This window comes from Nitrosococcus oceani ATCC 19707 (assembly GCF_000012805.1).
In the GTDB taxonomy this organism is placed as follows: Bacteria; Pseudomonadota; Gammaproteobacteria; order Nitrosococcales; family Nitrosococcaceae; genus Nitrosococcus; species Nitrosococcus oceani.
The window spans coordinates 163,067-186,797 of sequence record NC_007484.1 but is presented as its reverse complement, the minus strand read 5'-3'; the positions used below and the strand labels follow the sequence as shown (position 1 = coordinate 186,797).

Genomic DNA, 23,731 nt, shown 5'->3' with positions numbered 1-23,731 from the left:
CTAAGCGGATGCGACCGAAGGGAGCAGTCCGCTTGAGCAAATGGTTAGCGCCCTACGCATACAGTAATCGACGCCCCTTCGGCTCAGGAATGGGATCATTAAATTCCCGTGCGGTATCCAACCATAACTCTATTGCTTGATTCACACTCTCTAATGCCGCCATTTGGGTAGGACCATGTACCATGCAACCAGGCAGCTCCGGCACCCCAGCTATAAACGTTTTATCTTCTTGACTCCAATAAATAATCACTTCGTATTTATGCATCGTCATCGACTCCTAGCCGATATTTCAGAATAACAGCACGTACTTGATGAACTTGATAGGGCTTGGCTTTGGCGCCTTCACGCTGAAGATTCAAGCGCTCTTCTATATCGACACGGCGAATAGATATGATGGCTGCCACGAATACGTTCTTCAAAGCCCAGGCTCTTCAGCAATGAGCGCAGCTCTTCAAAGCCTATGCTGGCATCACTTGAGCAGTGTGCTCCCCTATGCAAAGCCAGCTTGGTGTATCTGCAAATAGGGGACCGCTAAGCAAATACAGCATAAATGGTATGTATCTCATGCCAACCACTCTCCGGAGATCGCGCTCGAATCTAATAATCGTTAACATTTCGTCTCAATTGATATCTATACCAAGCCAATCGCAATCGCTGTCAACCCGAACAGTGCAAAAAAATATCTTGACTGCTCCGTTTTATACCTTACTGACGCAATCAGTCTCGGCGGATCATCGAAAACGGCCCCCAGACTCACTCCATGTTCTCCTTTAGAATCTAACGACTAAGCTTACCGAACGGCAATAGAGCGTAGCGGAATTGTCGTTCGGTGGAGCGCCTTGTTAGGCGGCCGACTCGTGCTCTACATCCCAGCCAGGAAAAACCAAAACTGCTGGATGGCACCGCAGCGCACGTGCGAGTACTTTGGCCCTTTCCACGCCCAAGCGAATCCGATCCCGCTCAATCGCCGAGATTGTAGACTGAGGAATCCCAGTCATCTCCGACAGCTCATTTTGGCTGAGTTCCTGCAACTCCCGGAGAATGCGGACGGATTCACCAATCGATACATCGACCCTCTTCCCGGCTTTTCGATACTCGCTCATTTCACTTCCTCCGATAATCGTGAGCGGTCACCCTAACTACTTCTACAACCACCTTATCCTGCTCAATCCGATATATCACTCGATACTGGCGGCTGAGCCTCGAGGAGCGGTGCCCACGCCACTCTCCCCGTAACGCTTCGTCGTTGAATCCCTTAATCTGCCTCAGCCCATTCGGGCCTGAGAGACGGACGATATCTTTCCACTTCTCATATCGCTTCAAAATATCGAGAGGGAGTCGGTCGAGCTGTTGCCAGATCCTTCTATGCTCAAGGATTTTCCACATACCATAAAAAGTATGTATACTTTATTTGGTATGTCAATGCTCAATTCGAGAACTCTGCCCTAGGACCAGGACTCGCTTGATGCCGTCTATCGCCGCAAATCAGCCGCGCCGCTTTTTGGCGTCGGCTGAATTTGCCTTGTTAGGTGCCGTATGTTTATAAGCATCGCGGTTGGCTCGTACGATTGCAGTATTTGGATGTCTTGGCCCGAATATTTTTTCCATTACCGCCAAGCTTCTGTCATACAAACTTTCTGCTTTCTCACCCAATCCCGTCGCCCTGTACAAGCCAGCAAGATTATTTAGCATGATTGCAACCTCGGGGTGGTCCGGGCCTAGCAACTGTTCGCGGATAGCAAGCGAGCGATGGTAAAGCTCCTCGGCCTGAGCATACCGCCCTTGGGCTTCATAAAGAGCTGCGAGATTGTTCAGTGTGGTGGCAACCTCGGGGTGGTCCGGGCCTAGCAACTGTTCGCGGATAGCAAGCGAGCGATGGTAAAGCTCCTCGGCCTGAGCGTACCTCCCTTGTTTCTTATAGAGCGCCGCGAGATTGTTCAGTGTGGTGGCAACCTCGGGGTGGTCCGGGCCTAGCAACTGTTCGCGGATAGCAAGCGAGCGATGGTAAAGCTCCTCGGCCTGAGCATACCGCCCTTGGGCTTCATAAAGAGCTGCGAGATTGTTCAGTGTGGTGGCAACCTCGGGGTGGTCCGGGCCTAGCAACTGTTCGCGGATAGCAAGCGAGCGATGGTAAAGCTCCTCGGCCTGAGCATACCGCCCTTGGGCTTCATAAAGAGCTGCGAGATTGTTCAGTGTGGTGGCAACCTCGGGGTGGTCCGGGCCTAGCAACTGTTCGCGGATAGCAAGCGAGCGATGGTAAAGCTCCTCGGCCTGAGCGTACCTCCCTTGTTTCTTATAGAGCGCCGCGAGATTGTTCAGTGTGGTGGCAACCTCGGGGTGGTCCGGGCCTAGCAACTGTTCGCGGATAGCAAGCGAGCGATGGTAAAGCTCCTCGGCCTGAGCATACCGCCCTTGGGCTTCATAAAGAGCTGCGAGATTGTTCAGTGTGGTGGCAACCTCGGGGTGGTCCGGGCCTAGCAACTGTTCGCGGATAGCAAGCGAGCGATGGTAAAGCTCCTCGGCCTGAGCATACCGCCCTTGGGCTTCATAAAGAGCTGCGAGATTGTTCAGTGTGGTGGCAACCTCGGGGTGGTCCGGGCCTAGCAACTGTTCGCGGATAGCAAGCGAGCGATGGTAAAGCTCCTCGGCCTGAGCATACCGCCCTTGGGCTTCATAAAGAGCTGCGAGATTGTTCAGTGTGGTGGCGATCTGCGTGTCTGCATCACCAAAGTGCTGGACTTGGGTTTCTAATAACTCTTGTAATAGGGATTCTGCCTCTTTGTAGTGTCGAATTGCTAATGCTGCCTTAGCTTTCTTCTGTAGCACATCGAGTCGTCCTTGGAGTTTCATTAAATTGACCCTCCTGAACTTTGAGATTCTTCGTTTCTATTTCCAGTCTTTATCTCTTCTATTAACTCTTCGATCGTAGACTTATCGCGCAAAAACAGGAGGGCTCGTATCAACCAGATCGCCGCCCCCAACCCAACAATAATGAAAACCGCTTTCCATGTCGCACCGCTTAGAATGAAATCATTAAATGTGGCGGTTACAAGTGTTGCAAGAATTGCTATCAGAAGGGATGCAGGGGCAATCCAATCTGATCGCCTCTTCGCATTTTGCAGATAAGAGCTCAATGAAAGACGAATTTTGTCCTCAGTCGTAACGATAACCGACTGGGTGACATTGAAAGAGATTCTTTCAACCGAAACAAGCTGCTCTACCAATGTCCGCTTGTCTTCATTATCGCTTCTATCTTTAGTCACCCGGCTCCCCTCTGAGAATTCAATCTTGTTTTTTCAGCTCCCACGTCCTTTTCCAGTGGTGTGCCAAGCACCTAACGCCTGGGCTCGGCTGCCGGTTGGAGCGCCAGCGCGAACCGGTCAGCTGCAGCCCCTCGTTATGTTGATTTGTCACGTTGAGGCTGAACAAAACCGGTTAACAACAAGACCAGAAACACAGCGAGCAATGGCAAAAGCACGTAATCCAAATAACCCACCAACGCTGAAACCCCAAGAATCGCAAACAACCAAACGAGAACCGGAGTGAAACAGCAAAGTGCCGTAATTACACCGCCAAATGCACCAATCTTTATTAACCTGCTTCCGTTCTTCATAAATTCAACAACACGACTGATCTAGTTGTATGGGTGGACACGGCGTGTCGCCATAAGAACAAAATATACAGCAATCACCGTGCTTGGGTTTAAGCAGGGTTTTGCAGTTCTTGCATTCATAAAAATACTGGCAAGAGTCCTCTGGCATTGTCTCCACTTCCCCGTGCCCACACGCCGGGCATGTTATCTCAGACGTGAGTTTAGGTTTCATAATCCACCTTTATCTCGAGGCATTTTGCCCTGACAACATAACGCGAAATAGGCTGACTAAGCTGCGCCTTATCATACACAATTGGTTCCTAGCCAATACCTATTTCTACCTTTCATATCAAAGAATTACTGATTCTGGCGGCACCTATCGATTTTGGCTAATACGCACCTCAGCTTTATTTTTCTTTTGCCTTGCAACCCGCATCTTATAAGATGCAGTCCGTCTCTTAAACGGAGCAAACAATCACCAATATCATACCTATCGCCTAAGTTATTTAGTGTTGCTAATCAGTGATAGAGACGCATGAATTTGGATAAGGAATAGATCCCGCGCAACAACTTGGCCAGCCTTCTGGGAAGGCTGGCATTTCAGTCTCTTTTTATGCCGTGGCGACAACAGCGGCCGCTCTCTCTCTGATGCCACCATGCTGCCCGATTTACTCCACGGCGAGGAGACCACCGCCTGGGGCAACATCATCCAAGACTATGGCCGGTGCCGCGCATAGGACATGATCCAACATTGCTACCGGCGCCAGGGTGGCGGCGATACGATAGAGCAGGCGTAGAATAGCAATCCAGCATACGCGCTTAAAGCTAAAGCCGAGCATCCCTTCCTAAGCATTGTCCGGTGACGGGGTGCGCTGAGAAGCAAAATGCGTATAAGCAAAACCCGCTATAATGGCCACCAACACTCCCCCTTGCAAAAGCAATACCTGCCAGTTCGGATAAATCCCTAGGGCAGGCATGCTAGGAAAAGCCACCGCATCCACCGGAATCATGCCCGCTTCCTGCAATGCACCGACTCCCTTCCCGGCTAAGATCACCGCTAGTAACGCCAATATCACGGAAGTAACTCCGAAGAAAAGCTTAATAGGCAAGCGAACGCTATAATAAAAAATTAGCCCGCTCACTAGCAGGAGCACTCCCACCCCGGCACCAAAACCACCAAGCACTGCTCCACGCCCTTCGGGACCCGCTTGCGTCCACAAAGCCTGATAAAATAACACTGTCTCGAATACTTCCCGATAGACCGCAAGGAAGGATAACAAAGCCAGTGCTCCCAAGGTTCGCTTATTCAAGGCTCCTCTCACCTGCTTGGCAAGAAATGCTCGCCAGCCTTTAGCATAGGCTTTGCTATGGAGCCAAAAACCCACATAAAGCAATATAGCCGCTGATATTAAGGCCGCGATTCCTTCGGTTAACTCGCGGCTCGCCCCGCTAATGGAAATAAGATAAGTAGCCGCAAACCAAGTGGCTACCCCCAGCACCAAGGCAGGAATCCAGCCCAAATGCACATAAATCAGGGCATCACGCCGCCCGGATCGAATCAAAAAGGAAATAATGGCGCCGACGATTAGAACCGCCTCCAGCCCTTCCCGCAAAATAATGGTCAGGGAGCTCAACGCAATCGCGGTGGTGGAAAGTTCAGCTTCATCGAGCTGTTCACGAGCCTGGTTCAATAGACCTTGTAGCTTCCCTTGTTGGGATTCCAGAGATTCAACCGGCGCGCCTTTCCGGATTAGGGCACGATAAGCCATCATCTCCTGTTCGATGTGGGAGCGCAGGTTGGGAGCTACCGTATTAAGGCTCGTCTCTACCAGTTCAAAACCTTCCAAATACGCCTCCACCGCCAATTGCTGCGCCCGTTCATGATGGCCTTCCCGGTAAGCGTTGAGACTTTTCTCAAGACCTTCCAAGCTCAAATCCAGCGGTGCTTTTTCGGAATCCAGCAGAGCAGGCGCGCTGCGCAAATAAGCCAATACTTGGCGGGATTCCTCCCCGTACCGTGCGCCAACCTCCTGGGGAGTTTGACTAGCCAGGGCTTGTAAATCAGGAAATGCTTCCTTGCCAATTCCTTGCTGCCATAAGGCAGCCCCCGTTTGTTGCTCCTCTGCGGTAGTGATAAGGGTGCTCACATAAAAGGCCAGCGCCCAACGCTTGTGCTCGCTTAATGGCTGCTTAAAGCTAGGCATGGCCGTGCCCGGCACCCCCAGGGTAATGGTGCTAAAAAGGCTGTAAATACTGCGTTGTTCCTGGCGCGCCTGCTCGTGAAAATTAGTTGGTTCCGGTTCCATTCCTTCAGCGGCTGGACCATCACCATAACCCTCAGCGCCATGGCAGGTGGCGCACTGAGCCTGGTAAAGGGCCTCGGCCACACTTAAATCAGGCGCTTGTTGGGGCGCAATCTCAATTTGGTAAGCTCGAATGATATCCCAGCGTAACTGATCGGCTACCATAGCGACTCTGTCCCCAGGACCTTTTTCTTCAATCAATGCCAGAAGCTGATGGGCTTGTTCCTCTATGCCGCCTTTTTGAAGCGTTACGGGTAATTGCTCAACAATTCCTAAGACTTCACGGGCAAATTCGAGTTGCTCCTGGTACTCTTCCGCATTCAACGCCTGACCACCCTGAACAAACTCAGGGTAGTCCACCCCAATATAGTCCAGCATGTGCAACGCTGTCTGCGCCCGACCTTCCGCCACCTCGGCACTTCCTACCCCGCTGTATCCCAGCAGACTGATGAGGAAAACCAACCCACCCAACCATTTTCCTAAAGAGAATATTATCGCGCCCATTATCCGCACCCTTACTTAAACTTTCTCCATGATCCCATTAAATTTATCTAGAGAGAAGAGCTATTTTCGAAAGGATAAATTAAATGAGAAGAATTTAAAATAACATTCAAGGAGTGTATGGACACACGACGGCCCCCTGCCTGCAGCAGACAGACCCTTTAATAGCCGGAAACATTGCCTGCTACCGTCGGCAAAGATCAGGAATTCAAGCTAAGAGTTTTTCTCTTTGCCTTGGTCTATATAGGGTCTCATGTACTTTATAGGTCGCCATGTGGGTCAGTGTCTTGAAAGTGATCGAGGGAAATAGCCGAAGGAAAGGTTGGGAGATGTGGCTACCCCTGGTGGGTGTTCCTCGCTTTACCGCTGATCAAACCAGCCATAATACAGAATACGACACACTCCTGAACCACCCCATTTTATGGGATCTCATCAAGGATGCGCGGAGACGGCAAAAACCGTGGCCAAACCCCTAGCAGCATTATGCGGAGAGCTAGGAAGCAATACCCTTTTTACCCAAGGAATTATCGCGGCGGGCATTTGAACCGTCAGCGCCAACCCCAAACAAATTTTTACGGTGCCGCGGGCAGACCAGAGAACTCTCCTTAACGGTTAGGAAAGATCAAAATACCCAAGCAATCAGTAATGTAATGATCCCAAAGAAAGAAAAGAACCCAAACAACATATACTGGAGTTCACCCAAGAGGCCATCACCAGCTGCCACCGCAAATCCGACAAACAATAAGACAGTAACGCTGAACGACCATTTAGCCGCCTCCTTCAGTCCAACCCCCGGTTCCAGCGCCTCCATTACGGCAGCTATTAAAGGGCCTCCTGCCGCAAAGGTAATGAGCACGAACCCAGCGGCAACAACCAGCACGATAGCCAAAACTTTAAGCTCGCCGCGAACGCCCGTGCCCATGGCTTATCCTCTTTCCTCGTTCTGACCTTTAATATAATCGCGAACTTTATCCGGTTCAGGGAGACCGCGAATAACCACCTCTGGATTGTCTCCCGCAGTGTAGATTGCCACATCCCCCGCATTCAGCATTCGCTGTAACACGGACTGATTAACTTTGACTGTACGTACGGAGCTCATATTGATCTCCGTATAAGACTTATTCAACAAACCATGCATCCACACAATTTCGTCCGTCTTAATGGTAAGTTTGTCCATCTTGGTTTTGATATACATCCATAAGAGAATAATAATTCCGATTCCAACAGGAATTAGCAGAATGGACAATGCCGTGATGAATGGATTCATCCGCAACATAGAGGGATTTGCTTCATAAAGTATTGTCGACACAATCAACTTTCCTTTATCTAGTTTTATAGAGTAAATGCCAAAGCCTCGCCGGAAGCAAAACCACTCCGAAGAGAGGTTTACTCTATCAATTAAAAAGCTTTGAGAGAAGCGGGTCAGGCCACACGCCAGCGCGGTAATCCAAGCCGGCAAGATCGCCGTCCAAGGGCAAGGTACGGGTGAGGGAACTTAAGCCAAGCCCACGTCAGCGCCGCCATTTCCCCCTAAGAGGCCAGCTCACTAGACAATGCATAGCAGCAAAAGGCCGCGTAATTTTGTATCCGGAAAACCCTTGCTACATCAAGCCACTTCAGGAAACTCTGGCTAGAATTTGAAAACGGTGCTGCTCAGGCAGTTCGGCGTATTGTCAGTCACCAGCTGATTCCTCCGGGGCCCCGGTCAGCTCCTTATCGTACACATCGTACCGGCGCTTGTAGAAAGCAGCAGCGGAAAGATGCGGATCTTGAAACCGGCCGCCTCGATAGGATCTCGCGCAGGATATTAGCTACCTTCCAGAGATGTCCAGATAGTACTGCGAAGTCAGATCTGCCTTATGGTTCTCCTTATTATTGCGCATTTTATTATTGCGCATTGCTTCTATCAATTTTAAGCCAATAAACACCCCCCAATGGCATCAAATTTGCTTTCCTTTACCATAAAGTCAATAAAAAACGATACCGGTGCAATTAATACTAGTTAGCTATTAGGCACAGCATTGACTTTAGGTTTTTCGCTACGATTGTGGGAAACGACGCTGCCAGGGATGGCACGGCTAGCATTTGGCTTCAATTTAAGTGGCGGCACCGCCAAACTTTTGATGGCAGTACTGTCAAAATTCTGCCATCCCTACAAAGTACGGATAATATATGAAAGACTACACCAAACCCCATAGCCGGATATTTCAGCACCCAAAAAAATATGTCCATCATTGCCTATGCAGACTATTATTTTCTAGTCAGCTACTGCTAATCCTGCCAACCGTAGCGGCAGCCCTAGAGGCACAACAAGAAGACGCGGCCTCTAGCATTCAAATCTCCCGCAGTTTGAAGCGGGTAGAGCCAGACTCCCCAAAAAACCTTCCTTCCGAGGGTAGCGCCACCATTCAGGGCAAGGCCGCCACCCAGGAGCCCTTGCAATTGCTCGGGGAAACCATCAACCCCGGTGTAAAAAAACGACTCTCCTGGACCCTGAGCCACACCTTTGAAGGCATCCCTGTCTCCGCGCCAATATTAGTGGTGAATGGTAGCCACCCAGGGCCGACGCTTTGCCTCACCGCTGCGGTCCATGGCGATGAGATCAATGGCATTGCGATGGTCCATCAAACGATTGCCGCGCTTAAATCCTCCCAGCTTAACGGTGCTGTGATTGGCGTGCCTATTGTCAATATGTATGGCTATCGCCGCAGTTCCCGTTATTTGCCTGATCGGCGGGATCTGAATCGGCATTTCCCTGGAAGTCCCGAAGGCAGTTCGGCCGCTCGTATTGCCCATTCTTTTTTCCAACAGGTGATTACCCACTGCGATGTCTTAGTAGACCTGCACACCGGTTCTTTTCATCGGACTAATCTGCCCCAAGTGCGAGCAGATTTAAATCATCCCAATATCCTAAAATTAGCTCGTAGTTTTGGTGGCGTTGCCGTCGTTCACAGTAAAGGCGTCTCCGGAACACTACGGCGGGCCGCCATGGATAGGGACATTCCCAGTATTACCCTTGAAGCTGGAGAGCCTAAACGCCTGCAACTCCAGGAAGTTCACCAAGGTTTAAAAGGAATAAAAAACCTGATGAACGAATTAGGCATGGTAGATGAAGGCGAAACAAAATCGGCTCCAGAAGCCGTGTTCCACCAAACTAAGTGGATACGGACCCACCAGGCCGGGATTCTACTCTCTGAAGTCGAACTCGGCGATCCGATTAAGGCAGGGCAGCAATTAGGCATCATAACTAATCCGATTACCAATCAACAGATACCTATCGTGTCACCTTATCATGGCCAACTCCTGGGCATGGCCCTTAATCAGGTGACGATACCTGGTTACGCCGCCTATCATATCGGAATTAAAGCTGATAAACCGGGGCCTATCGAGGAGCTCCCCGAACATGTCGCTACCAAAACTGAAATGCTCGACTATTCCGATGGCGAAGAGTAACCTCCCGCGCTATTCCAGCGGATACGGGTATGAGGGCTACTGGAGAGTTAGAGCTAAATCTCATGCCTACCCAGAATAGCCCGCCGAATATTGCTATGGATAAGGTCCAGAAAACGGCGCTTCAACAAGTCATTATTGATCACCTCCTTAGTCATGGCTGGCAGAAGGGAAAAGCAGAGCTTTACGATCCCGTCTTGGCCCTGTACCCGGAAGATCTTATCGGCTTTATCCGGGAGTGCCATTCCCAACCGCTGCCAAAACTTATCCAGGACGCTCCCGATCAAGCCGTCCAAATACTTCTTAGGCGGGCGGCTGAAGAAATGGACCAGCGCGGAGCCTTAGAGGTGCTACGGCATGGTTTTAAGGAACAGGAGAATGATATTAGCCTCTGCCAGTTTCACTCCTACCAGGAATTCCATTCGGGAACCCTGGCCCGCTATAAAAAAAACCGGCTGCGGGTGGTGCCTAACCTGTCTTATTCTCCCTATACTCACGAAGACTACATTCCCTACCTCGATCTGGTATTTTTTGTTAACGGGGTGCCGGTAGCTACTTTAAAAGCGACCTCGGAATCCCAGCCCTCCCTCTCTGCTATCATCCGTCAATACCAACGGGATTGTCCCCCTCACGATCCCCGTATGGGCCATGAAGAACCGCTGCTGGCCTTTAGAAAACGCGCCCTAGTACATTTTGCCGTCAGCCAGGAAGAAGTTTGGGTAAGCACCCGCTTACAAGGTCTGGCAACCCATTTCACGCCTTTCAATCAAGGCCATAAAGGTGGCGCTGGTAATCCTCCCAATCCAGCAGGTTACCCTACGGATTATCTATGGCAAAAAATTTTTGAGTGCGACACCTGGCTTGATCTGCTAGGTCAATTTATCCATTTCGAGAGAAAAAACGCTGCCTGGAAAGAAGAAAAAGAATTCCCCTCGGAAACACTGGTCTTCCCCCGCTTTCATCAATGGGAGATGGTTACCCAATTAGCAGGGGCCGTCCGCCAGGAAGGGCCAGGGCAGCAGTATCTCATTCAACACGGCGCTGGTTCGGGGCAACGCTATTCTATTGCTTGGACTGCCCACCATGTAGCTGCATTAGCTGACAGGAAGCATCAGAAAATTTTTACCGGGGTCATCGTGGTCACCGACTGCCATGAATTCCACGCCCAGCTCCAGAACACACTCTACTCACCTAAGTATGAGAGAAAACAGATATACCGGCTTACTCAAGAAATTGCTCAAAACTGCCAAGCCGAATGGTTAGCAGCAACATTGGCGGCAGCCGGCATCCACATTATCACGGTTACGCCCCAAGCCTTTCCTTCCGTGTTGGCCCTCATCCAAAACCAAGTTATTTTTAAGGAACATACTTTCGCTGTTATTGCTCACCAGGCTCCTTTTCCTACCAGCAGAAGTCTGTTCTCTAGGCTAGGGGAAGTGCTGTTATCTGAGTCGGCACAAAAGGAGATTACAACCAATACTGAAGATCTTTTGATCACCTCCCTAACAAACAGTCCCCCCTCGCCCCATATCAGCTATTTTCTCTTCACGGCTGCTCCTCAAGAGAAAACCCTGGCGTTATTTGGACAACCGACTAGCCCGGCGCTTCCTTTCTCTGATAACAACCAACCCGAGCCTTTCCATCACTATACTCTACAACAGGCCATTGAAGAAGGCTTCATGCTCAACCCGCTCAAACGCTATATGACTTACGTCACGGCCGCCAGACTGGCCCAGCAGCAACTTTCACTCAATCAAGAAGAAAATCTTTCCTGCCGTATTTTCCCTTGGATGGGGCAGTCCCCTGACAACCTCAATATCGTACAAAAAGCCGAGATAATCACCGAACATTTCCGCCACCAAGTGGTTCACCTGATGAATGGCCAAGCCAAAGCCATACTCACCACCCATTCCTGCCAAGCCGCGCAACGTTACCAACGGACTTTTGAACGCTACATCGCTGCTCAGCAGTATCAGGACGTCCAGACTCTAACCAATGATCATCAGGTGATCATTGGCGCTCACAAACATCAGGCGAAATTCTCATCATCCCAGCTCTGCGCCCTGTATATAGATAAAAAATTTACCGGTACCGATTGCGTTCAAACGCTATCCCACCTGGGCGAGATCCACCCCGGCAAAGAGGCGCCCTTTATTCTCGACTTTGCTAACCCCGCCGAGCAAGTACTGCATGCCTTCCGGCCCTATCATCCTGCCGCAGAGATTTTTTCTGTCTCTGATCCTAAATTAATTTACCAGCTTCAATCTTATCTGGATGAGGCACGCATTTACAATTGGCAAGATGTGGAGTCCTTTGCTGCCGCCTTTTTCGATACCGAGCAAACCACAGAGCGCCTAAACTATCATTGCCAATCCGCGGTGGAACGTTTCCGGGAGCAGTATCAGGAAAACATAAAAATTATCCAGACCGCCCAACAAGCCAAACAGGAAGCAACAGCTGCCGGCGACAGGATACGCAGAGAGAATGCTTGCCACAGTTTTAAACAGGCCGAGGAAAGAAAAAATGCCTTGGACCGATTCAAAGAAAATCTGCTCAGCTTTGCTGATTGCTATGAACATCTTTCCCAGATCCTAGACTATGGCAATCAAGAACTAGAAAAACTCAATGTCTATGCCCGCCACCTATACTCTCTCCTGGGTGAGATGCAGCAGAGCGAAGCTATTGATTCACCCCCGCGAGAATTCATCTCTTACCGGCTGAATAAAATTTGTGAACGAACATTCAAAGCAGCCCGACAAGAATCTCTGGGAGAGCCCGCGTACAACACCACCGGAGAATCGCGGGCAAATCCCTGGAGAAAAGAGGCGTCCTGTTCTCTTCTTATCAATCGCCTTAAGCCGCTCTTGGCAGGCGAATATCTCAGCGACAGAGATCGATTAAACTATTTACACGCTATCAAGGATAAGCTGCTTGAAAATCCGGCACTAGCGGCTCAGCTGGAAGATCAGCGGCCGAACCCCATCCCATCGAGTGATTTCTCCCAGATAGTGCAGCATACCGTAATGGAAAATTTAAAAAATCACCATGAAATGGCGGCCCAATTACTCCATGATGAAGGGATGGTTAAGGATTTTAGCCGCCTCCTGCTAGATCTGCTTTCAAACCAGCCTGAGCAATAGGCTATTTTTCCTTCGAGATAATTAGAAATAAATTTCTACTCGTTTCTGCCTTCTACTTCCCTGCTAAGCTTAAACGCAAGCCATAAAAATCCATTGATTGATTAAGTTTTTCGTAGCTTACTGACAGTCCATACAACTTGGTCCATCCAATGACGCCTAATCCGCAGGTTGTCCAGCGGCTTCTAAACGCTTGCGGTATTTCCTAGCCAAACCCCCAACGCTCAATCCTTGCACTATAATAGAGAACACCACCACGATATAACATACCGTAATAAGTAGCTCACGGGACATGGAAGCAGTGAGCGACAAGGCTAGTGCAATAGAGATGCCTCCGCGCAAACCACCCCAGGTCATCATTATCCCTGTTTGAGGAGCCAGCCCAAGGCGTCTTTTAAAGAGGCGGATGGGAAAAAATAGTGCCATATAGCGCGCTAGCAATACGACAGGTATAGCCAGCAATCCTGCCAGCAGATACTCGCCGTCAAGAGAAATGATTGTCAGCTCTAGACCAATCAATACAAAAAGGATGGCATTGAATGATAAGTCGAGTAATTCCCAAAATTTATCCACGTAAGTCTCTGTGATGTTGGACATACCACTGGAGCGAAAGCGTTCATGGCCAATCATAAGTCCTGCGACAACCATAGCAAGCGGACCAGAAAAGTGGAGGTAGCGCGCCAACCAATAACCCCCAAGGACGATGGCGAGGGTAATCAGAACTTCTACTTGGTAGCTGTCAATAGATTTCATCAAAAAATAAGCAAGATAACCCAGGCCAAACCCCAGCAAAATACCGCCGCCCACCTCTTTAAAAAACAATAGCGCAATATCAACGCTACTTATTTCTCCGTTACCAAGGAAAGCAATGCTGAAAATAGTCAGAAATATCACCACTCCAATACCATCATTGAACAAGCTTTCTCCTACTATTTTTATTTCCAATGCCTTGGATACTCCAGCATTTTTCAAAATCCCCAAAACCGCAATGGGATCAGTTGGAGAAATGAGGGCGCCAAACAATAAACAATGAATAAAGGGAACATCTAAACCCAACCCCTGAAAACCGACAAACATCATTCCAGCCACCAAGAAGGTGGAGAGCAGCACCCCTAACGTGGCAAACATCAGAATAGGACCGCGCATGGTCCTAAGTAAATTTAGATCAGTGTGTAAGGCGCCGGCAAAAAGAATGATACTCAAAAAACCATCAAGCAAGATTTCCTTAAAGTCTATTTGCGTAACCAGTTCTTTCTCGAATTCAAGAATATCGGGAAAAATGCTACCGGCCATTATTGTGGCTGCGGAGAACAGAATAGCAATGAGCATCAGCCCAATAGCATCCGGAAATTTTAAAAATCGGGCATTTAAATAGCCAAAGAATGCGGCCAGCACAATCAGCGTAGTGGCAATATTAAGTATATCCATTACCTTATATTCGGAAAGTTAAGACGGATCTTAAGGGGGTGTTCATAGCGAGCCCGCCTATCATTGGCCGCATTGATTGCGACACCAGGCAATACTACGGGCGCAGGAATTCGCTATGAAGAAACGTATCACCCTAAAGAGGTTAAAGCAATCCTTTTACCTAGGCAGGAGGAGGCTGCTTCAATTAAGCTACTATAAGCGATTCCTCCCAGCACGCCTTATTGGTTTGCTCCTTTTATTCTATGCTTAAATCATGGCTATCCCTATCTCGCTCCTTTAGGGACAATCCTCTTCTTGCCCAATGAGGGGCGGGGTAAGACGCTGGATGTGAAATGTGCCCGATCCAAAATCTTCTCTAACCGAATCATATTCCACGATCCCAGTGGTGCATGAGGTGAAAGTGAATTTCAGCGTTCCCCAGGGAATCCGGTTGACGGCTGAAGGGTCAAAATCATCTCCAAACGCGGCTCCTTCCGTGATGACAGTATTGGTGATGATACTCTCATTCAGCCTAATTGGCCCACTGCCTACCAACCACGCCTGTGCTCCGCTATCGCCGCTAGGCGGATAGGTAAACCAGGTGGCTACCAGGGTGGGATCATCGCTATTGGTGACTTCCAGGAGAAAACCTTCCCCACTTCGGTTCGGATTGAACCAGGAACCGCTAAAACTGCCCTTTAAAGGCGCTGCTATTTGGCCACGAACTTCCCCACCGGGAAAATCTCCAGAATGGACGTTAACGTAGAAATTTCCGGCTATGAGGGTAGCCACGTCCTCGGCTGTAAAATTGAAAGTTTCTTGAATGGGGCTTTCCGCAGAAGCAAAGGGGAAGATAACACCTCCGTTCACGCCAGCGGGCGCTTCGTGAATGTGAGCCACTGTCACGTCCTGGACGGTATGGTGACAATTAGCTGTAAAGGCGGTCTCATCCTTATTCAGAATCCCAACGCAGCTTCCATTTGCTGGAGTGTCCACAGGCGGTACTTCCTGGTTGCCGTCAAGGACAAAATTAAAAAGTTTATCTCCAGGGCCGGTAATGGTAATACGAGCCAAGGTATAGCTTGGTTGGGTAAAATCAGCCGCTAAGGAATCAAAGAAAACCCCATCGTTTGAAGTGCCGCCAAGAATATTCACGGGCACAGCTCCGGGATTGCCAGATGAACCATTAAAGCCAGGATGCACCAAAACGGGATCGGTACTAGAAGTGCCGCTATCCGGAGTTGTCTGGTCGAAGAAGGCCGCATCCGTTTCTGTATTGGCCTCCGTTCCCGCATCCCTCACCTGCGTCCCTAAGACGGTGAAACTAATCGGGCCGGTGAAACTCCCCCCGGCGTCAAATAGTTCATGGGCTTGGGGGTTAGCATTAGCAATGAAAGCGTCGTTGGAGGGGATCACCATGGTCGCATAGCTAAAGAAACGGTGGTTGTCCGCACTCAAATCAAATGTTTCGCTAACTCTGCTGCCTGGGTCAAGGGGGCCTGGGATCCCACTTGGATCGGCAATCGTGGCATCCAGGCCATTAGGCACACTGGCGGTAAATTCCGCGCTTAAGGGGGCATTATTACCGTCCTCGGCCAGCTGTTCCAGCGCCGAGGAAGCGGGGGTGTTCAGATCATAGATATCGAAGTTGCCATCATGAAACCCAACCCAGACCGGCGTTAAAAACAGTCCACTGGATGGCGAAATGTTTTCTATGGTAACGGTGACTTCAACTGCCTGAGCTGACGGAGCAAAGCCAAGTAGTCCCGTGCTCAACGCAAGCGGCGCTAGAAGCACATGGGGAAAAAGAGGTTTCGATGATCTGTTAAATTTTTTCATATTCTTTCCTCTCCACAAAGGTAGAAAGTAAAATTTCATTAGCCTGCTTTATTGGGATAGGCATGCCTATTAAAACTTAGCAAATCCCACGCATTATGCCGCTGCTCCCACTAGGCATCCCTAGAGCCGCTATTAATCGGTCTATTCCAGCCTACTAATGATCGTCTCCGACTTATCCCATTGCGGGATTATTAATAGTTATAGCTGTTTTAAACAGCTAGTGCCGATTTTTCTCGAAGTAATTCTCGAACCGTTCATATTTTCTTCTTGCTGCAGGGGTGCGTAAGATAGTAGTGCGCCAGATGTCTCCAGGCATTAGTAGCCCATAAAAACCCTTTTGGTATGCCTAGAAAATAATTCAGCAGGCTGGGATGTTATCGGAGCGGTAGGCGACACAGTTAGAAATTAAAATTATCCCTTAATCTGGGGCGTGCTATCAATTGAGTTAATGGATTCATGAAGGCTACACATCGTGACTTAGCCATCACCCACCGGTAGTACAAGAAAAGCACTAATTTCTTTTGGCATAATCCTAATCACTGCATCGCTCATGGGGCTCAATTGTCGACACGCCCTAGTCCCAACCCTTTAAGTACAAGAGAGATGAAAGAAAGAAGTTACACGAAATCAGGGGAATCAAGGCGAGAAGAAAGCTAAACCCTATACTACATAAAAGAATATCGCTAGATAGTGGGTGAGACCACCTGCCAATACGAATAAATGCCAGAGACCATGGGCATAGGATAACTTCTTATCTAAAGCATAAAAAATAACGCCAACCGTATAAAATAGCCCGCCCGCCAAAAGCCAAATAAAGCCTGCAAAAGGCAGGGCCTGCAATAGAGGAACCAATGCGACCAGAACAAGCCAGCCCATCAGGAGATAAATAGCAACGGGGAGTATTCTATGTCCCTTGTGCGGTAGAGAGTCCACCACCATCCCAAAAACAGCCAGCCCCCAAATAATGCCAAATAACGACCAGCCCCAGGGGCCATGTAACGTGACTAAAGTGAAAGGAGTGTAAGTTCCGGCAATCAGCAGGTAAATGGTATGATGATCAAGCTTGCGGAAGATATGCTTAATCTTACCCTCGGAGCCATGATAAAGGGTGGAAGCAAGATAAGATAAAAATAAGGTCGTGCCGTAGATGCTGAAACTGACGATCTTCCATGGATCACCCTGGCGTGCTGCCAACACTACCAGCACCACTAAACCTGCGAGTGCTGCTACTGCGCCTACGAGGTGACTGATACTGTTAAACTTCTCACCTTCTTGCATATCTTTTCTCTACTCTCAACAATTCAAAGCACTGGGAGGAGAATTTTAATTGATATGGCTTCTTAGTTTATTGTGAATAATTCTCTCGGTTAGCCCTCAAACCGCCTGCCCAGCCGCATGACCAGATGCCCAAGCCCATTGAAAATTGAATCCACCCAGATGACCAGTCACATCCACCACTTCCCCGATAAAGTATAGTCCCGGCACTTTTTTGGAGGCCATGGTAGCCGAAGAAAGCTCATCGGTATTGACACCACCCAATGTCACCTCAGCCGTGCGATAACCTTCGGTTCCCTTGGGATAAAAGCGCCAATACTGGAGCCGTTCGGCCACTGCCCTCAATTCCAGTGGAGAATATTGGCGCAGGGGAAAGCTGCCAAATACTAATTTACAGAGGCGCTGGGCCAACCGTTTTGGCAAGCATTTGGCGAGCACTGTCCTGAGTTCGGCACTAGGGCGACTGCGCTGCCGCTCTGTTAACCATGCTAGAACATCTGTTCCTGGCAATAGATTTATCCCCAGTTCATCAGAAAGCTGCCAATAGGAAGAGATCTGTAAAATAGCCGGGCCGCTGATTCCTCGATGAGTAAACAACATGCCGCCGGTAAAATACTGATTATTGCAGCCGACTTCGGCTAATAGTCCAATGCCACTTAAGTCCCGATATTGCTCCAAGTCTTCTTCAGTGAAGATCAGGGGCACCAAGGCGGGACGGGTAGCAAGAATACGATGTCCAAACCGTTTAGCAAGTTCATAACCAAAACCGCTAGCACCCATTTTAGGGATGGACAAGCCACCACTGGCAATGACCAATGCGGATGCCTGAACCGATCCTAGACTGGTTTCTAAAGCAAAGCCAGGGAACCTATGTTTCACCGTGGTTACCTTGGATCCCAATTCAATACGTACCCCGACTTGCTGACACTCCGCTACCAGCATGTTCACGATTAACTTTGAAGATTGGTTGCAGAATAGCTGCCCGGATTCTTTCTCATGGTAAGCAATACCGTGGCGTTCTACCATGGCGATAAAATCCCACGGGCTATAGCGGGCCAGCGCGGATTTACAGAAGTGAGGATTAGCCGATAAAAAATTATCCGGCCTGACGTGTAGGTTAGTGAAGTTACAGCGCCCGCCCCCAGACATTAGAATCTTCTTGCCCACACGGTTACTGTGCTCAATGAGCAATACCCGTCGCTGGCGTTTACCAGCCTCAATAGCACACATCAAACCAGCGGCGCCACCGCCGATAATCACCACATCCCATAGAGGCATACGCAACACCTGGGGAAATAATTTTGCTGGGCGGCATCCATGCTTGTGAAATTAACCTTCTCCCCTAGATACCAAAAGGTAGAATTATTGGTTACCGGACGCGATTAGGATTCTCTAGATTTTGTCGGGTTAACTTTATAACCGATAGTCTAAAATCGCCCAGCTGATAAAAAGCTAAAACCACTAATCCTATTAACTTGATAACTTCCATTACCATGTAGACAATATGGTACGGCGTGGATGAAGTTTCTAGACCATTGATGATAGCAAGCGTTCTTGCATCTAATTTGGTAAAAAGAAGGACAGTCTGAATAATAAGTATCCCTATAACGCCAACAGCAAAGAGGATAGATTTTCGAGAAGTTAGGCCGAAATAGGTAGCGGCAAGAATCAAGGCCGCAAATATAATTTCTACAAGGTTGAGAGCATGAAAAACGATATACCCAATTTCAAGGGCAACGGGTAAAGTTAATGAAGGCGCACAGAATTTAAGAGGTGCTTCCATAAAGCTAATCGCAAGCAAGAAACCTATCCACAGGATAGTAACGATAAAAATCCAACTTGAAAGCGGCGGTGATTTAGTCTTCATTAACTGCAATTACTTTATTTAAATTTAATCGTAAAAATTATCTACTGCTTGCTTAGGCTAGGATATTTTTTGAATCCAAAAAATTACTGGGAATATCTAAATTTTTTCTTCCTGCAACCGCGAAATAATATAACGGCTCTCCATCTATTGAGAATCTATGCCGGTAGCGTTCAATACAATATATATCAATATATTTAGAAAATATTAATTCCCGAATCATTTTTGAAAAACCTGATTCGTCACTAATATTGAAAAAGGTTTCTTTAATGTTAAAGGCTAACCACCCCTCATTCTTAATAATGTTAAACGCCTCTATAAATACCTTTGCTGGAATATCGGAAAAACCAAGCGCGGAGACTGTTACCATACAATCACAGTTCCAGGTTTTTATTTCCTCCTTTTTATCATTATCTAATCTTGTGAAATCTTCAACATAATAGGCATCATATATCCCTGGTCTATCTCGTATGGTTGCCTCATAGGCTTCAGGAACTATATCTATCCCTATTAAGCGGGAAACCCCATGTTTTTTTAGCTCATCCCCCATCATGCCATTACCTGCGCCCAAATCTAATATCCGAAGTTCAGAGAAATTATCTTGGGACTGTTTTACCGCTGCTTCGAGTATAGAGGATACTTTGCTTGGGGATGAACATTGCAGGCGCTCATAAAAGATTTGCTCGTATAAATCTTGTTTTTGATAAATTTCACTATAATCATGAAATCTTATTTTTCTTCTGCCATTCTCTTCTTGAAGATAGAAGTAAGCTTCGTCTTGCTTGCAACTAGATAATTTAGCTTTTGGGAACTGTATCCGGTATCTTTTCCTCATTACTTCCTCAGTTTAATTTGAGTGCTCTTAAGCCTAACAAAATTTATCGCTTAAATGTAAAATAGCTTGGCAGTTAACCCCATTGCCTCGCGCAAATTTTCTTCAAGGCGGCGGCAATAGGTCAAACTATGTGATAGCCATATCATAGGAAGAATAGAAGCAAAAGCCAATCAGCATCTATTACGCGAAGAATTTGATTGGCTCTGTCAGCAGCGTGGAGTGTGGGAATTGATTAAAATATAATCGACGATACAATTTCTGCCCTTGGGAGATTCTCATTTTCTATTCCGCCGAAGTAACGGGTAGCCAGTAGGGATATAAAAGGCAAAAAGGGCTAAGATCTGCGAATTATCAATCCATTTTCAATTGGTATTCCTCAAAAAGCCCTATGAATCTCTTTTCCCCTCAAATTCAACCTGTCCGCCTTCCCCTCTGCGGCGCACATCAAACCAACGGTAGAGGACAGGCACCACAATCAGGGTGAGCGCGGTCGAACTAATCAATCCTCCGATAACAACCACAGCCAAGGGCCGTTGTACTTCTGATCCCGGACCCTCTGCGAACAGCATGGGGGTTAATCCCAACATGGCTACGGTCGCCGTCATGAGGACAGGACGGAAACGCTGGGCACACCCCTGCACTATTGCCTCCCATTGCTCCAATCCCCCATCCCGCAGGCTACGAATATAGGAGACCAGCACCACTCCATTGAGAACAGCGATGCCCCAAAGGGCAATAAACCCTACCGAGGCGGGTACAGATAAATATTCTCCCGTAAGAAAAAGAGCAACAATGCCGCCAATGGAGGCAAATGGCAGAACCAGGATGATTAAAGCGGCTAACCGAACGGTGTTAAACAGCACAAACAAAAGAAAGAAAATAATCGCAATGGTTAATGGCACAATGATCGTCAAACGCGCCATTGCCCGCTCCATATTCTCGAATTGGCCGCCCCATACAAGGAAATACCCTTCGGGTAACTTAATCTGCTCGGCAATCTTTTGCTGAACTTCGTCCACGTACCCTCCCATATCCCGATCGACAAGGTTAGCGCCGACGACAATGCGGCGCTTGGCGCTCTCACGGCTAATCCGGGCAGGGCCTTCCTCTAGCCGAACATCAGCTAGATCCTCAATTGGAACCCGAGCGCCACTGGCTGAAGTGAGTAGAATCCTGCTGATAGCTTCGGGCGAATTACGGTTGCTTTCAGGAAAACGCACCAACGCCGCAAAGCGCCGCTCGCCTTCATAGATATGAGTCGCCACTTTCCCCCGAATGGCGGTTTCAATTACACTATGCACATCGGCTACATTGATCCCGTGGCGGGCAATAGCATGGCGGTTGACATCAACTAAAAGGTATTGTTGGCCGCTCACCCGTTCCACTCGTAAGTCGCGGGTTCCCTCAACCGTTCTTAGCAGGCGGGCAATATCATCCGCGGTGCGTTTTAAGGCGGACAGATCATCACCAAAAAGTTTAATCGCCAGCTGCGACTTGACTCCAGAAACCATTTCGTCAACCCGTTCCGCAATGGGCTGGCTGAGAACGATTTGCACGCCCGGCAAAGCCTTAAGCTTATCACGGATCGCCGCGTCGATATCATCCTGGGTCCAGCCCTCGGGCCATTCTGCCCGCGGTTTAAGGGTTACAATGGGATCTGACTCGTTCGGCCCCACCGGATCGGCAGGACTCTCACCACGCCCAAGCTTGGAAACCACCATTTCCACGCCGGGAACTTCGCGAATAAGGCGGGTTGCATACATCTCCATGCGAATTGACTCACTGAGGGACATCCCTGCCACTCGGTTGATCTGTGGTGTGAGCGCGCCTTCCTTCATAACCGGGATGAAGGATTTACCTAAATACGGAAACAAACTTAACGCTAAGCCGAGAAGAAGCACGCTGCTCAAAACCACGGTAATGCGCCAATTAAGTGCCCAAGCAAGGAGTTTTAAATACCCCCTTTTCAGCCAGGCGATTAGGCGTGTATCTTCCTCGCTTCCTCCTTTAAGCACATAGGAACAGAGCACCGGCGAGAGAACCAAGGATAGGAGCAGGGAAATAGAAAGGGCAATGGAAATGGTAAGGGCCAGGGGCGCAAAAATTTTTCCTTCCATTCCCTCCAGGGTAAACAAGGGCAAGAACACCACGATAATGATGCCTACCCCGAAAATAACCGGCTTGCCCACTTCAACCGCCGCCTCCAGGACGATTCGGGTCTTGCTTTCGCCGGTATTTCTACGCTCGCTCAAATAGCGAAAAGTATTCTCCACCACCACCACGGAACCATCCACAATTAGCCCGATTGCAATGGCAAGCCCCCCCAGGGACATGAGGTTGGCCGAAATCCCATAACGATTCATCACCATGAAGGTAAGTAGCGGCGTAAGCACTAAGGTGCAAACGACGATAAAGCTGCTGCGGATATCGCCGAGGAATACAAACAATATCACGATGACCAATACAACACCTTCAAGCAGGGTCTTGGTGACTGTATTCAGCGCTGCCCCCACCAAATCGGTCCGGTCATAATAAGGGACAATTTCTAGCCCGCCAGGAAGCAGCCCTTGCTCATTGATCTCCGCTACTTTTTCCTTGACCCGCCCGACTACCTCCATGGCGTTACCGCCGCGAATCATCAATACGATCCCTGATACCTGCTCGCTCACGCCATTTTTGATAATGGCGCCCTGTCGAACCTCGTGCCCAATACGAATGCTTGCCACATCCCGGATATAAATAGGCGTGCCCCCAAACTCCTTGAGGATAATATTGCCAATATCCTCGATGCTAGCAATCAAGCCGAGACCCCGGATTAAGTATTGCTCCGCATAGTGAGGCAGAACGCCGCCGCCACTATTGGCATTATTACGGATTAGGGCCTCTTCAATCTCTTTAAGGCTGATCTGATAATGGTGCAGCCGGTCAGGATCGACCAAAACATGATATTGCTTAACATACCCTCCCTGAGAATTAATCTCCGCCACCCCAGGGATACTGCGCAGCAGGGGCCGCACCACCCAGTCCTGGATGGTGCGTCGTTCTATCAACTCGGCAGGGGTAAGGGCGCGGCCACCATCGTCCGGCCGTTGGAGCGTATATTGATAAACTTCGCCAAGCCCAGTTGACACCGGACCAAGTACCGGGGTAACACCCGGCGGCAAGCGATCTTGCACACCAATGAGGCGCTCCATTACTAATTGCCGGGCAAAATAGACATCCGTCTCATCGGTAAAAACCAGGGTAATAATCGAGAGCCCGCTTTTATTAAGGGAGCGCATTTCGGTAAGGCCCGGGAGCCCCGTCATCGCAATCTCAACGGGTACGGTGATAAATCGTTCCATTTCCTCGGGGGAACGACCTAAAGCTTCGGTAGCCACCTGAACTTGGATATTGGTCACATCCGGAAAGGCATCCATGGAAAGTTGGCTAGGTGCCCGCAAACCAAAACCTAAGAGTACAAGGGCTACCACTACGATAACGACCCGCTGCTCAAGCGCGCCATGAATCAGAGATTTCACCATAGAA

At 48.9% G+C, this 23,731-nt stretch carries 22 protein-coding genes; 3 read left to right on the top strand and 19 right to left on the bottom strand.

Going from position 1 to position 23,731, the window contains the following annotated elements; genetic code table 11:
• Window positions 1–52: 52 nt before the first annotated feature.
• From NOC_RS01055 to NOC_RS01025, 10 genes are all read right to left on the bottom strand, one after another.
• On the bottom strand, window positions 53–265 hold the full coding sequence (locus tag NOC_RS01055; protein WP_002813223.1) for a type II toxin-antitoxin system HicB family antitoxin: 213 nt from the start codon (window positions 263–265) through the stop codon (window positions 53–55).
• Window positions 258–419, bottom strand: a complete 162-nt coding sequence (locus NOC_RS01050; RefSeq protein ID WP_244860000.1) for a hypothetical protein — start codon at window positions 417–419, stop codon at window positions 258–260. Before NOC_RS01050 ends, NOC_RS01055 begins: the two co-directional genes overlap by 8 nt.
• A gap of 423 nt (window positions 420–842) precedes the next feature.
• The gene (locus NOC_RS01045) at window positions 843–1,103 is read right to left on the bottom strand and encodes a helix-turn-helix domain-containing protein (protein WP_002812121.1); all 261 of its coding nucleotides are present in this window, start codon (window positions 1,101–1,103) and stop codon (window positions 843–845) included.
• Between the two features lies 1 nt (window position 1,104).
• The gene (locus tag NOC_RS01040) at window positions 1,105–1,386 is read right to left on the bottom strand and encodes a type II toxin-antitoxin system mRNA interferase toxin, RelE/StbE family (protein WP_036497845.1); all 282 of its coding nucleotides are present in this window, start codon (window positions 1,384–1,386) and stop codon (window positions 1,105–1,107) included.
• A 99-nt stretch (window positions 1,387–1,485) separates the two neighbouring features.
• Entirely contained in the window at window positions 1,486–2,850 is a 1,365-nt protein-coding gene (locus NOC_RS01035; RefSeq protein ID WP_011330246.1) for a tetratricopeptide repeat protein, read from the bottom strand.
• Window positions 2,850–3,263, bottom strand: coding sequence for a hypothetical protein (locus NOC_RS01030; protein ID WP_002813669.1), 414 nt, complete (start codon window positions 3,261–3,263; stop codon window positions 2,850–2,852). Before NOC_RS01030 ends, NOC_RS01035 begins: the two co-directional genes overlap by 1 nt.
• Window positions 3,264–3,397: 134 nt before the next feature.
• Window positions 3,398–3,613 (bottom strand): mercury resistance system transport protein MerF, encoded by a 216-nt coding sequence (gene merF, locus NOC_RS16570; RefSeq protein WP_081430940.1) that lies wholly within the window; start codon window positions 3,611–3,613, stop codon window positions 3,398–3,400.
• A 4-nt stretch (window positions 3,614–3,617) separates the two neighbouring features.
• Window positions 3,618–3,824, bottom strand: coding sequence for a GDCCVxC domain-containing (seleno)protein (locus tag NOC_RS18030; RefSeq protein ID WP_081430939.1), 207 nt, complete (start codon window positions 3,822–3,824; stop codon window positions 3,618–3,620).
• Between the two features lie 436 nt (window positions 3,825–4,260).
• The gene (locus NOC_RS17185) at window positions 4,261–4,431 is read right to left on the bottom strand and encodes a hypothetical protein (RefSeq protein ID WP_002812355.1); all 171 of its coding nucleotides are present in this window, start codon (window positions 4,429–4,431) and stop codon (window positions 4,261–4,263) included.
• A gap of 6 nt (window positions 4,432–4,437) precedes the next feature.
• Window positions 4,438–6,399, bottom strand: a complete 1,962-nt coding sequence (locus NOC_RS01025) for a cytochrome c/FTR1 family iron permease (RefSeq protein ID WP_002813706.1) — start codon at window positions 6,397–6,399, stop codon at window positions 4,438–4,440.
• A 326-nt stretch (window positions 6,400–6,725) separates the two neighbouring features.
• On the opposite strand from NOC_RS01025, the gene NOC_RS17180 reads away from it, so the two are divergent.
• A complete protein-coding gene (locus NOC_RS17180) occupies window positions 6,726–6,872 on the top strand; it encodes a hypothetical protein (protein ID WP_155814702.1) in 147 nt (48 codons plus the stop codon).
• Window positions 6,873–7,018: 146 nt separating this feature from the next.
• Here the strand turns inward: NOC_RS17180 and NOC_RS01020 are convergent, their stop codons facing one another.
• Both NOC_RS01020 and NOC_RS01015 read right to left on the bottom strand, forming a co-directional pair.
• Window positions 7,019–7,318, bottom strand: a complete 300-nt coding sequence (locus NOC_RS01020; protein WP_002813299.1) for a hypothetical protein — start codon at window positions 7,316–7,318, stop codon at window positions 7,019–7,021.
• Window positions 7,319–7,321: 3 nt separating this feature from the next.
• The gene (locus NOC_RS01015; RefSeq protein ID WP_002813365.1) at window positions 7,322–7,855 is read right to left on the bottom strand and encodes a PH domain-containing protein; all 534 of its coding nucleotides are present in this window, start codon (window positions 7,853–7,855) and stop codon (window positions 7,322–7,324) included.
• A 713-nt stretch (window positions 7,856–8,568) separates the two neighbouring features.
• Here NOC_RS01015 and NOC_RS01010 point away from each other — a divergent pair.
• Both NOC_RS01010 and NOC_RS01005 read left to right on the top strand, forming a co-directional pair.
• Window positions 8,569–9,849, top strand: a complete 1,281-nt coding sequence (locus NOC_RS01010) for a succinylglutamate desuccinylase/aspartoacylase family protein (protein WP_002813798.1) — start codon at window positions 8,569–8,571, stop codon at window positions 9,847–9,849.
• A 29-nt stretch (window positions 9,850–9,878) separates the two neighbouring features.
• On the top strand, window positions 9,879–12,986 hold the full coding sequence (locus NOC_RS01005; protein WP_002814104.1) for a type I restriction endonuclease subunit R: 3,108 nt from the start codon (window positions 9,879–9,881) through the stop codon (window positions 12,984–12,986).
• A gap of 156 nt (window positions 12,987–13,142) precedes the next feature.
• Here the strand turns inward: NOC_RS01005 and NOC_RS01000 are convergent, their stop codons facing one another.
• The 7 genes from NOC_RS01000 to NOC_RS00970 all read right to left on the bottom strand — a co-directional run bounded on the left by NOC_RS01000 (window position 13,143) and on the right by NOC_RS00970 (window position 23,727).
• On the bottom strand, window positions 13,143–14,411 hold the full coding sequence (locus tag NOC_RS01000) for a cation:proton antiporter (RefSeq protein ID WP_002813760.1): 1,269 nt from the start codon (window positions 14,409–14,411) through the stop codon (window positions 13,143–13,145).
• Between the two features lie 276 nt (window positions 14,412–14,687).
• On the bottom strand, window positions 14,688–16,229 hold the full coding sequence (locus tag NOC_RS00995) for a spondin domain-containing protein (RefSeq protein ID WP_002813198.1): 1,542 nt from the start codon (window positions 16,227–16,229) through the stop codon (window positions 14,688–14,690).
• Between the two features lie 660 nt (window positions 16,230–16,889).
• Window positions 16,890–17,507: a PAQR family membrane homeostasis protein TrhA gene (trhA, locus tag NOC_RS00990; RefSeq protein WP_002813229.1), complete on the bottom strand. Its 618-nt coding sequence runs from the start codon at window positions 17,505–17,507 to the stop codon at window positions 16,890–16,892.
• A 96-nt stretch (window positions 17,508–17,603) separates the two neighbouring features.
• The gene (locus NOC_RS00985) at window positions 17,604–18,782 is read right to left on the bottom strand and encodes an NAD(P)/FAD-dependent oxidoreductase (RefSeq protein WP_002813813.1); all 1,179 of its coding nucleotides are present in this window, start codon (window positions 18,780–18,782) and stop codon (window positions 17,604–17,606) included.
• A 91-nt stretch (window positions 18,783–18,873) separates the two neighbouring features.
• On the bottom strand, window positions 18,874–19,371 hold the full coding sequence (locus NOC_RS00980; protein WP_002813801.1) for a hypothetical protein: 498 nt from the start codon (window positions 19,369–19,371) through the stop codon (window positions 18,874–18,876).
• A gap of 52 nt (window positions 19,372–19,423) precedes the next feature.
• A complete protein-coding gene (locus NOC_RS00975; protein ID WP_002813054.1) occupies window positions 19,424–20,203 on the bottom strand; it encodes a class I SAM-dependent DNA methyltransferase in 780 nt (259 codons plus the stop codon).
• Window positions 20,204–20,589: 386 nt separating this feature from the next.
• On the bottom strand, window positions 20,590–23,727 hold the full coding sequence (locus NOC_RS00970; RefSeq protein ID WP_002813086.1) for an efflux RND transporter permease subunit: 3,138 nt from the start codon (window positions 23,725–23,727) through the stop codon (window positions 20,590–20,592).
• Window positions 23,728–23,731 lie beyond the last annotated feature (4 nt).

Bases quoted from the DNA above. Each gene is read 5' to 3' on its own strand.
- NOC_RS01055 (WP_002813223.1), bottom strand. From the start codon at position 265: ATGCATAAATACGAAGTGATTATTTATTGGAGTCAAGAAGATAAAACG.
- NOC_RS01045 (WP_002812121.1), bottom strand. From the start codon at position 1,103: ATGAGCGAGTATCGAAAAGCCGGGAAGAGGGTCGATGTATCGATTGGT.
- NOC_RS01040 (WP_036497845.1), bottom strand. From the start codon at position 1,386: ATGTGGAAAATCCTTGAGCATAGAAGGATCTGGCAACAGCTCGACCGA.
- NOC_RS01035 (WP_011330246.1), bottom strand. From the start codon at position 2,850: ATGAAACTCCAAGGACGACTCGATGTGCTACAGAAGAAAGCTAAGGCA.
- merF (WP_081430940.1), bottom strand. From the start codon at position 3,613: ATGAAGAACGGAAGCAGGTTAATAAAGATTGGTGCATTTGGCGGTGTA.
- NOC_RS18030 (WP_081430939.1), bottom strand. From the start codon at position 3,824: ATGAAACCTAAACTCACGTCTGAGATAACATGCCCGGCGTGTGGGCAC.
- NOC_RS17185 (WP_002812355.1), bottom strand. From the start codon at position 4,431: ATGCTCGGCTTTAGCTTTAAGCGCGTATGCTGGATTGCTATTCTACGC.
- NOC_RS01025 (WP_002813706.1), bottom strand. From the start codon at position 6,399: ATGGGCGCGATAATATTCTCTTTAGGAAAATGGTTGGGTGGGTTGGTT.
- NOC_RS17180 (WP_155814702.1), top strand. From the start codon at position 6,726: ATGTGGCTACCCCTGGTGGGTGTTCCTCGCTTTACCGCTGATCAAACC.
- NOC_RS01020 (WP_002813299.1), bottom strand. From the start codon at position 7,318: ATGGGCACGGGCGTTCGCGGCGAGCTTAAAGTTTTGGCTATCGTGCTG.
- NOC_RS01010 (WP_002813798.1), top strand. From the start codon at position 8,569: ATGAAAGACTACACCAAACCCCATAGCCGGATATTTCAGCACCCAAAA.
- NOC_RS01005 (WP_002814104.1), top strand. From the start codon at position 9,879: ATGAGGGCTACTGGAGAGTTAGAGCTAAATCTCATGCCTACCCAGAAT.
- NOC_RS01000 (WP_002813760.1), bottom strand. From the start codon at position 14,411: ATGGATATACTTAATATTGCCACTACGCTGATTGTGCTGGCCGCATTC.
- NOC_RS00995 (WP_002813198.1), bottom strand. From the start codon at position 16,229: ATGAAAAAATTTAACAGATCATCGAAACCTCTTTTTCCCCATGTGCTT.
- trhA (WP_002813229.1), bottom strand. From the start codon at position 17,507: ATGCAAGAAGGTGAGAAGTTTAACAGTATCAGTCACCTCGTAGGCGCA.
- NOC_RS00985 (WP_002813813.1), bottom strand. From the start codon at position 18,782: ATGCCTCTATGGGATGTGGTGATTATCGGCGGTGGCGCCGCTGGTTTG.
- NOC_RS00980 (WP_002813801.1), bottom strand. From the start codon at position 19,371: ATGAAGACTAAATCACCGCCGCTTTCAAGTTGGATTTTTATCGTTACT.
- NOC_RS00975 (WP_002813054.1), bottom strand. From the start codon at position 20,203: ATGAGGAAAAGATACCGGATACAGTTCCCAAAAGCTAAATTATCTAGT.
- NOC_RS00970 (WP_002813086.1), bottom strand. From the start codon at position 23,727: ATGGTGAAATCTCTGATTCATGGCGCGCTTGAGCAGCGGGTCGTTATC.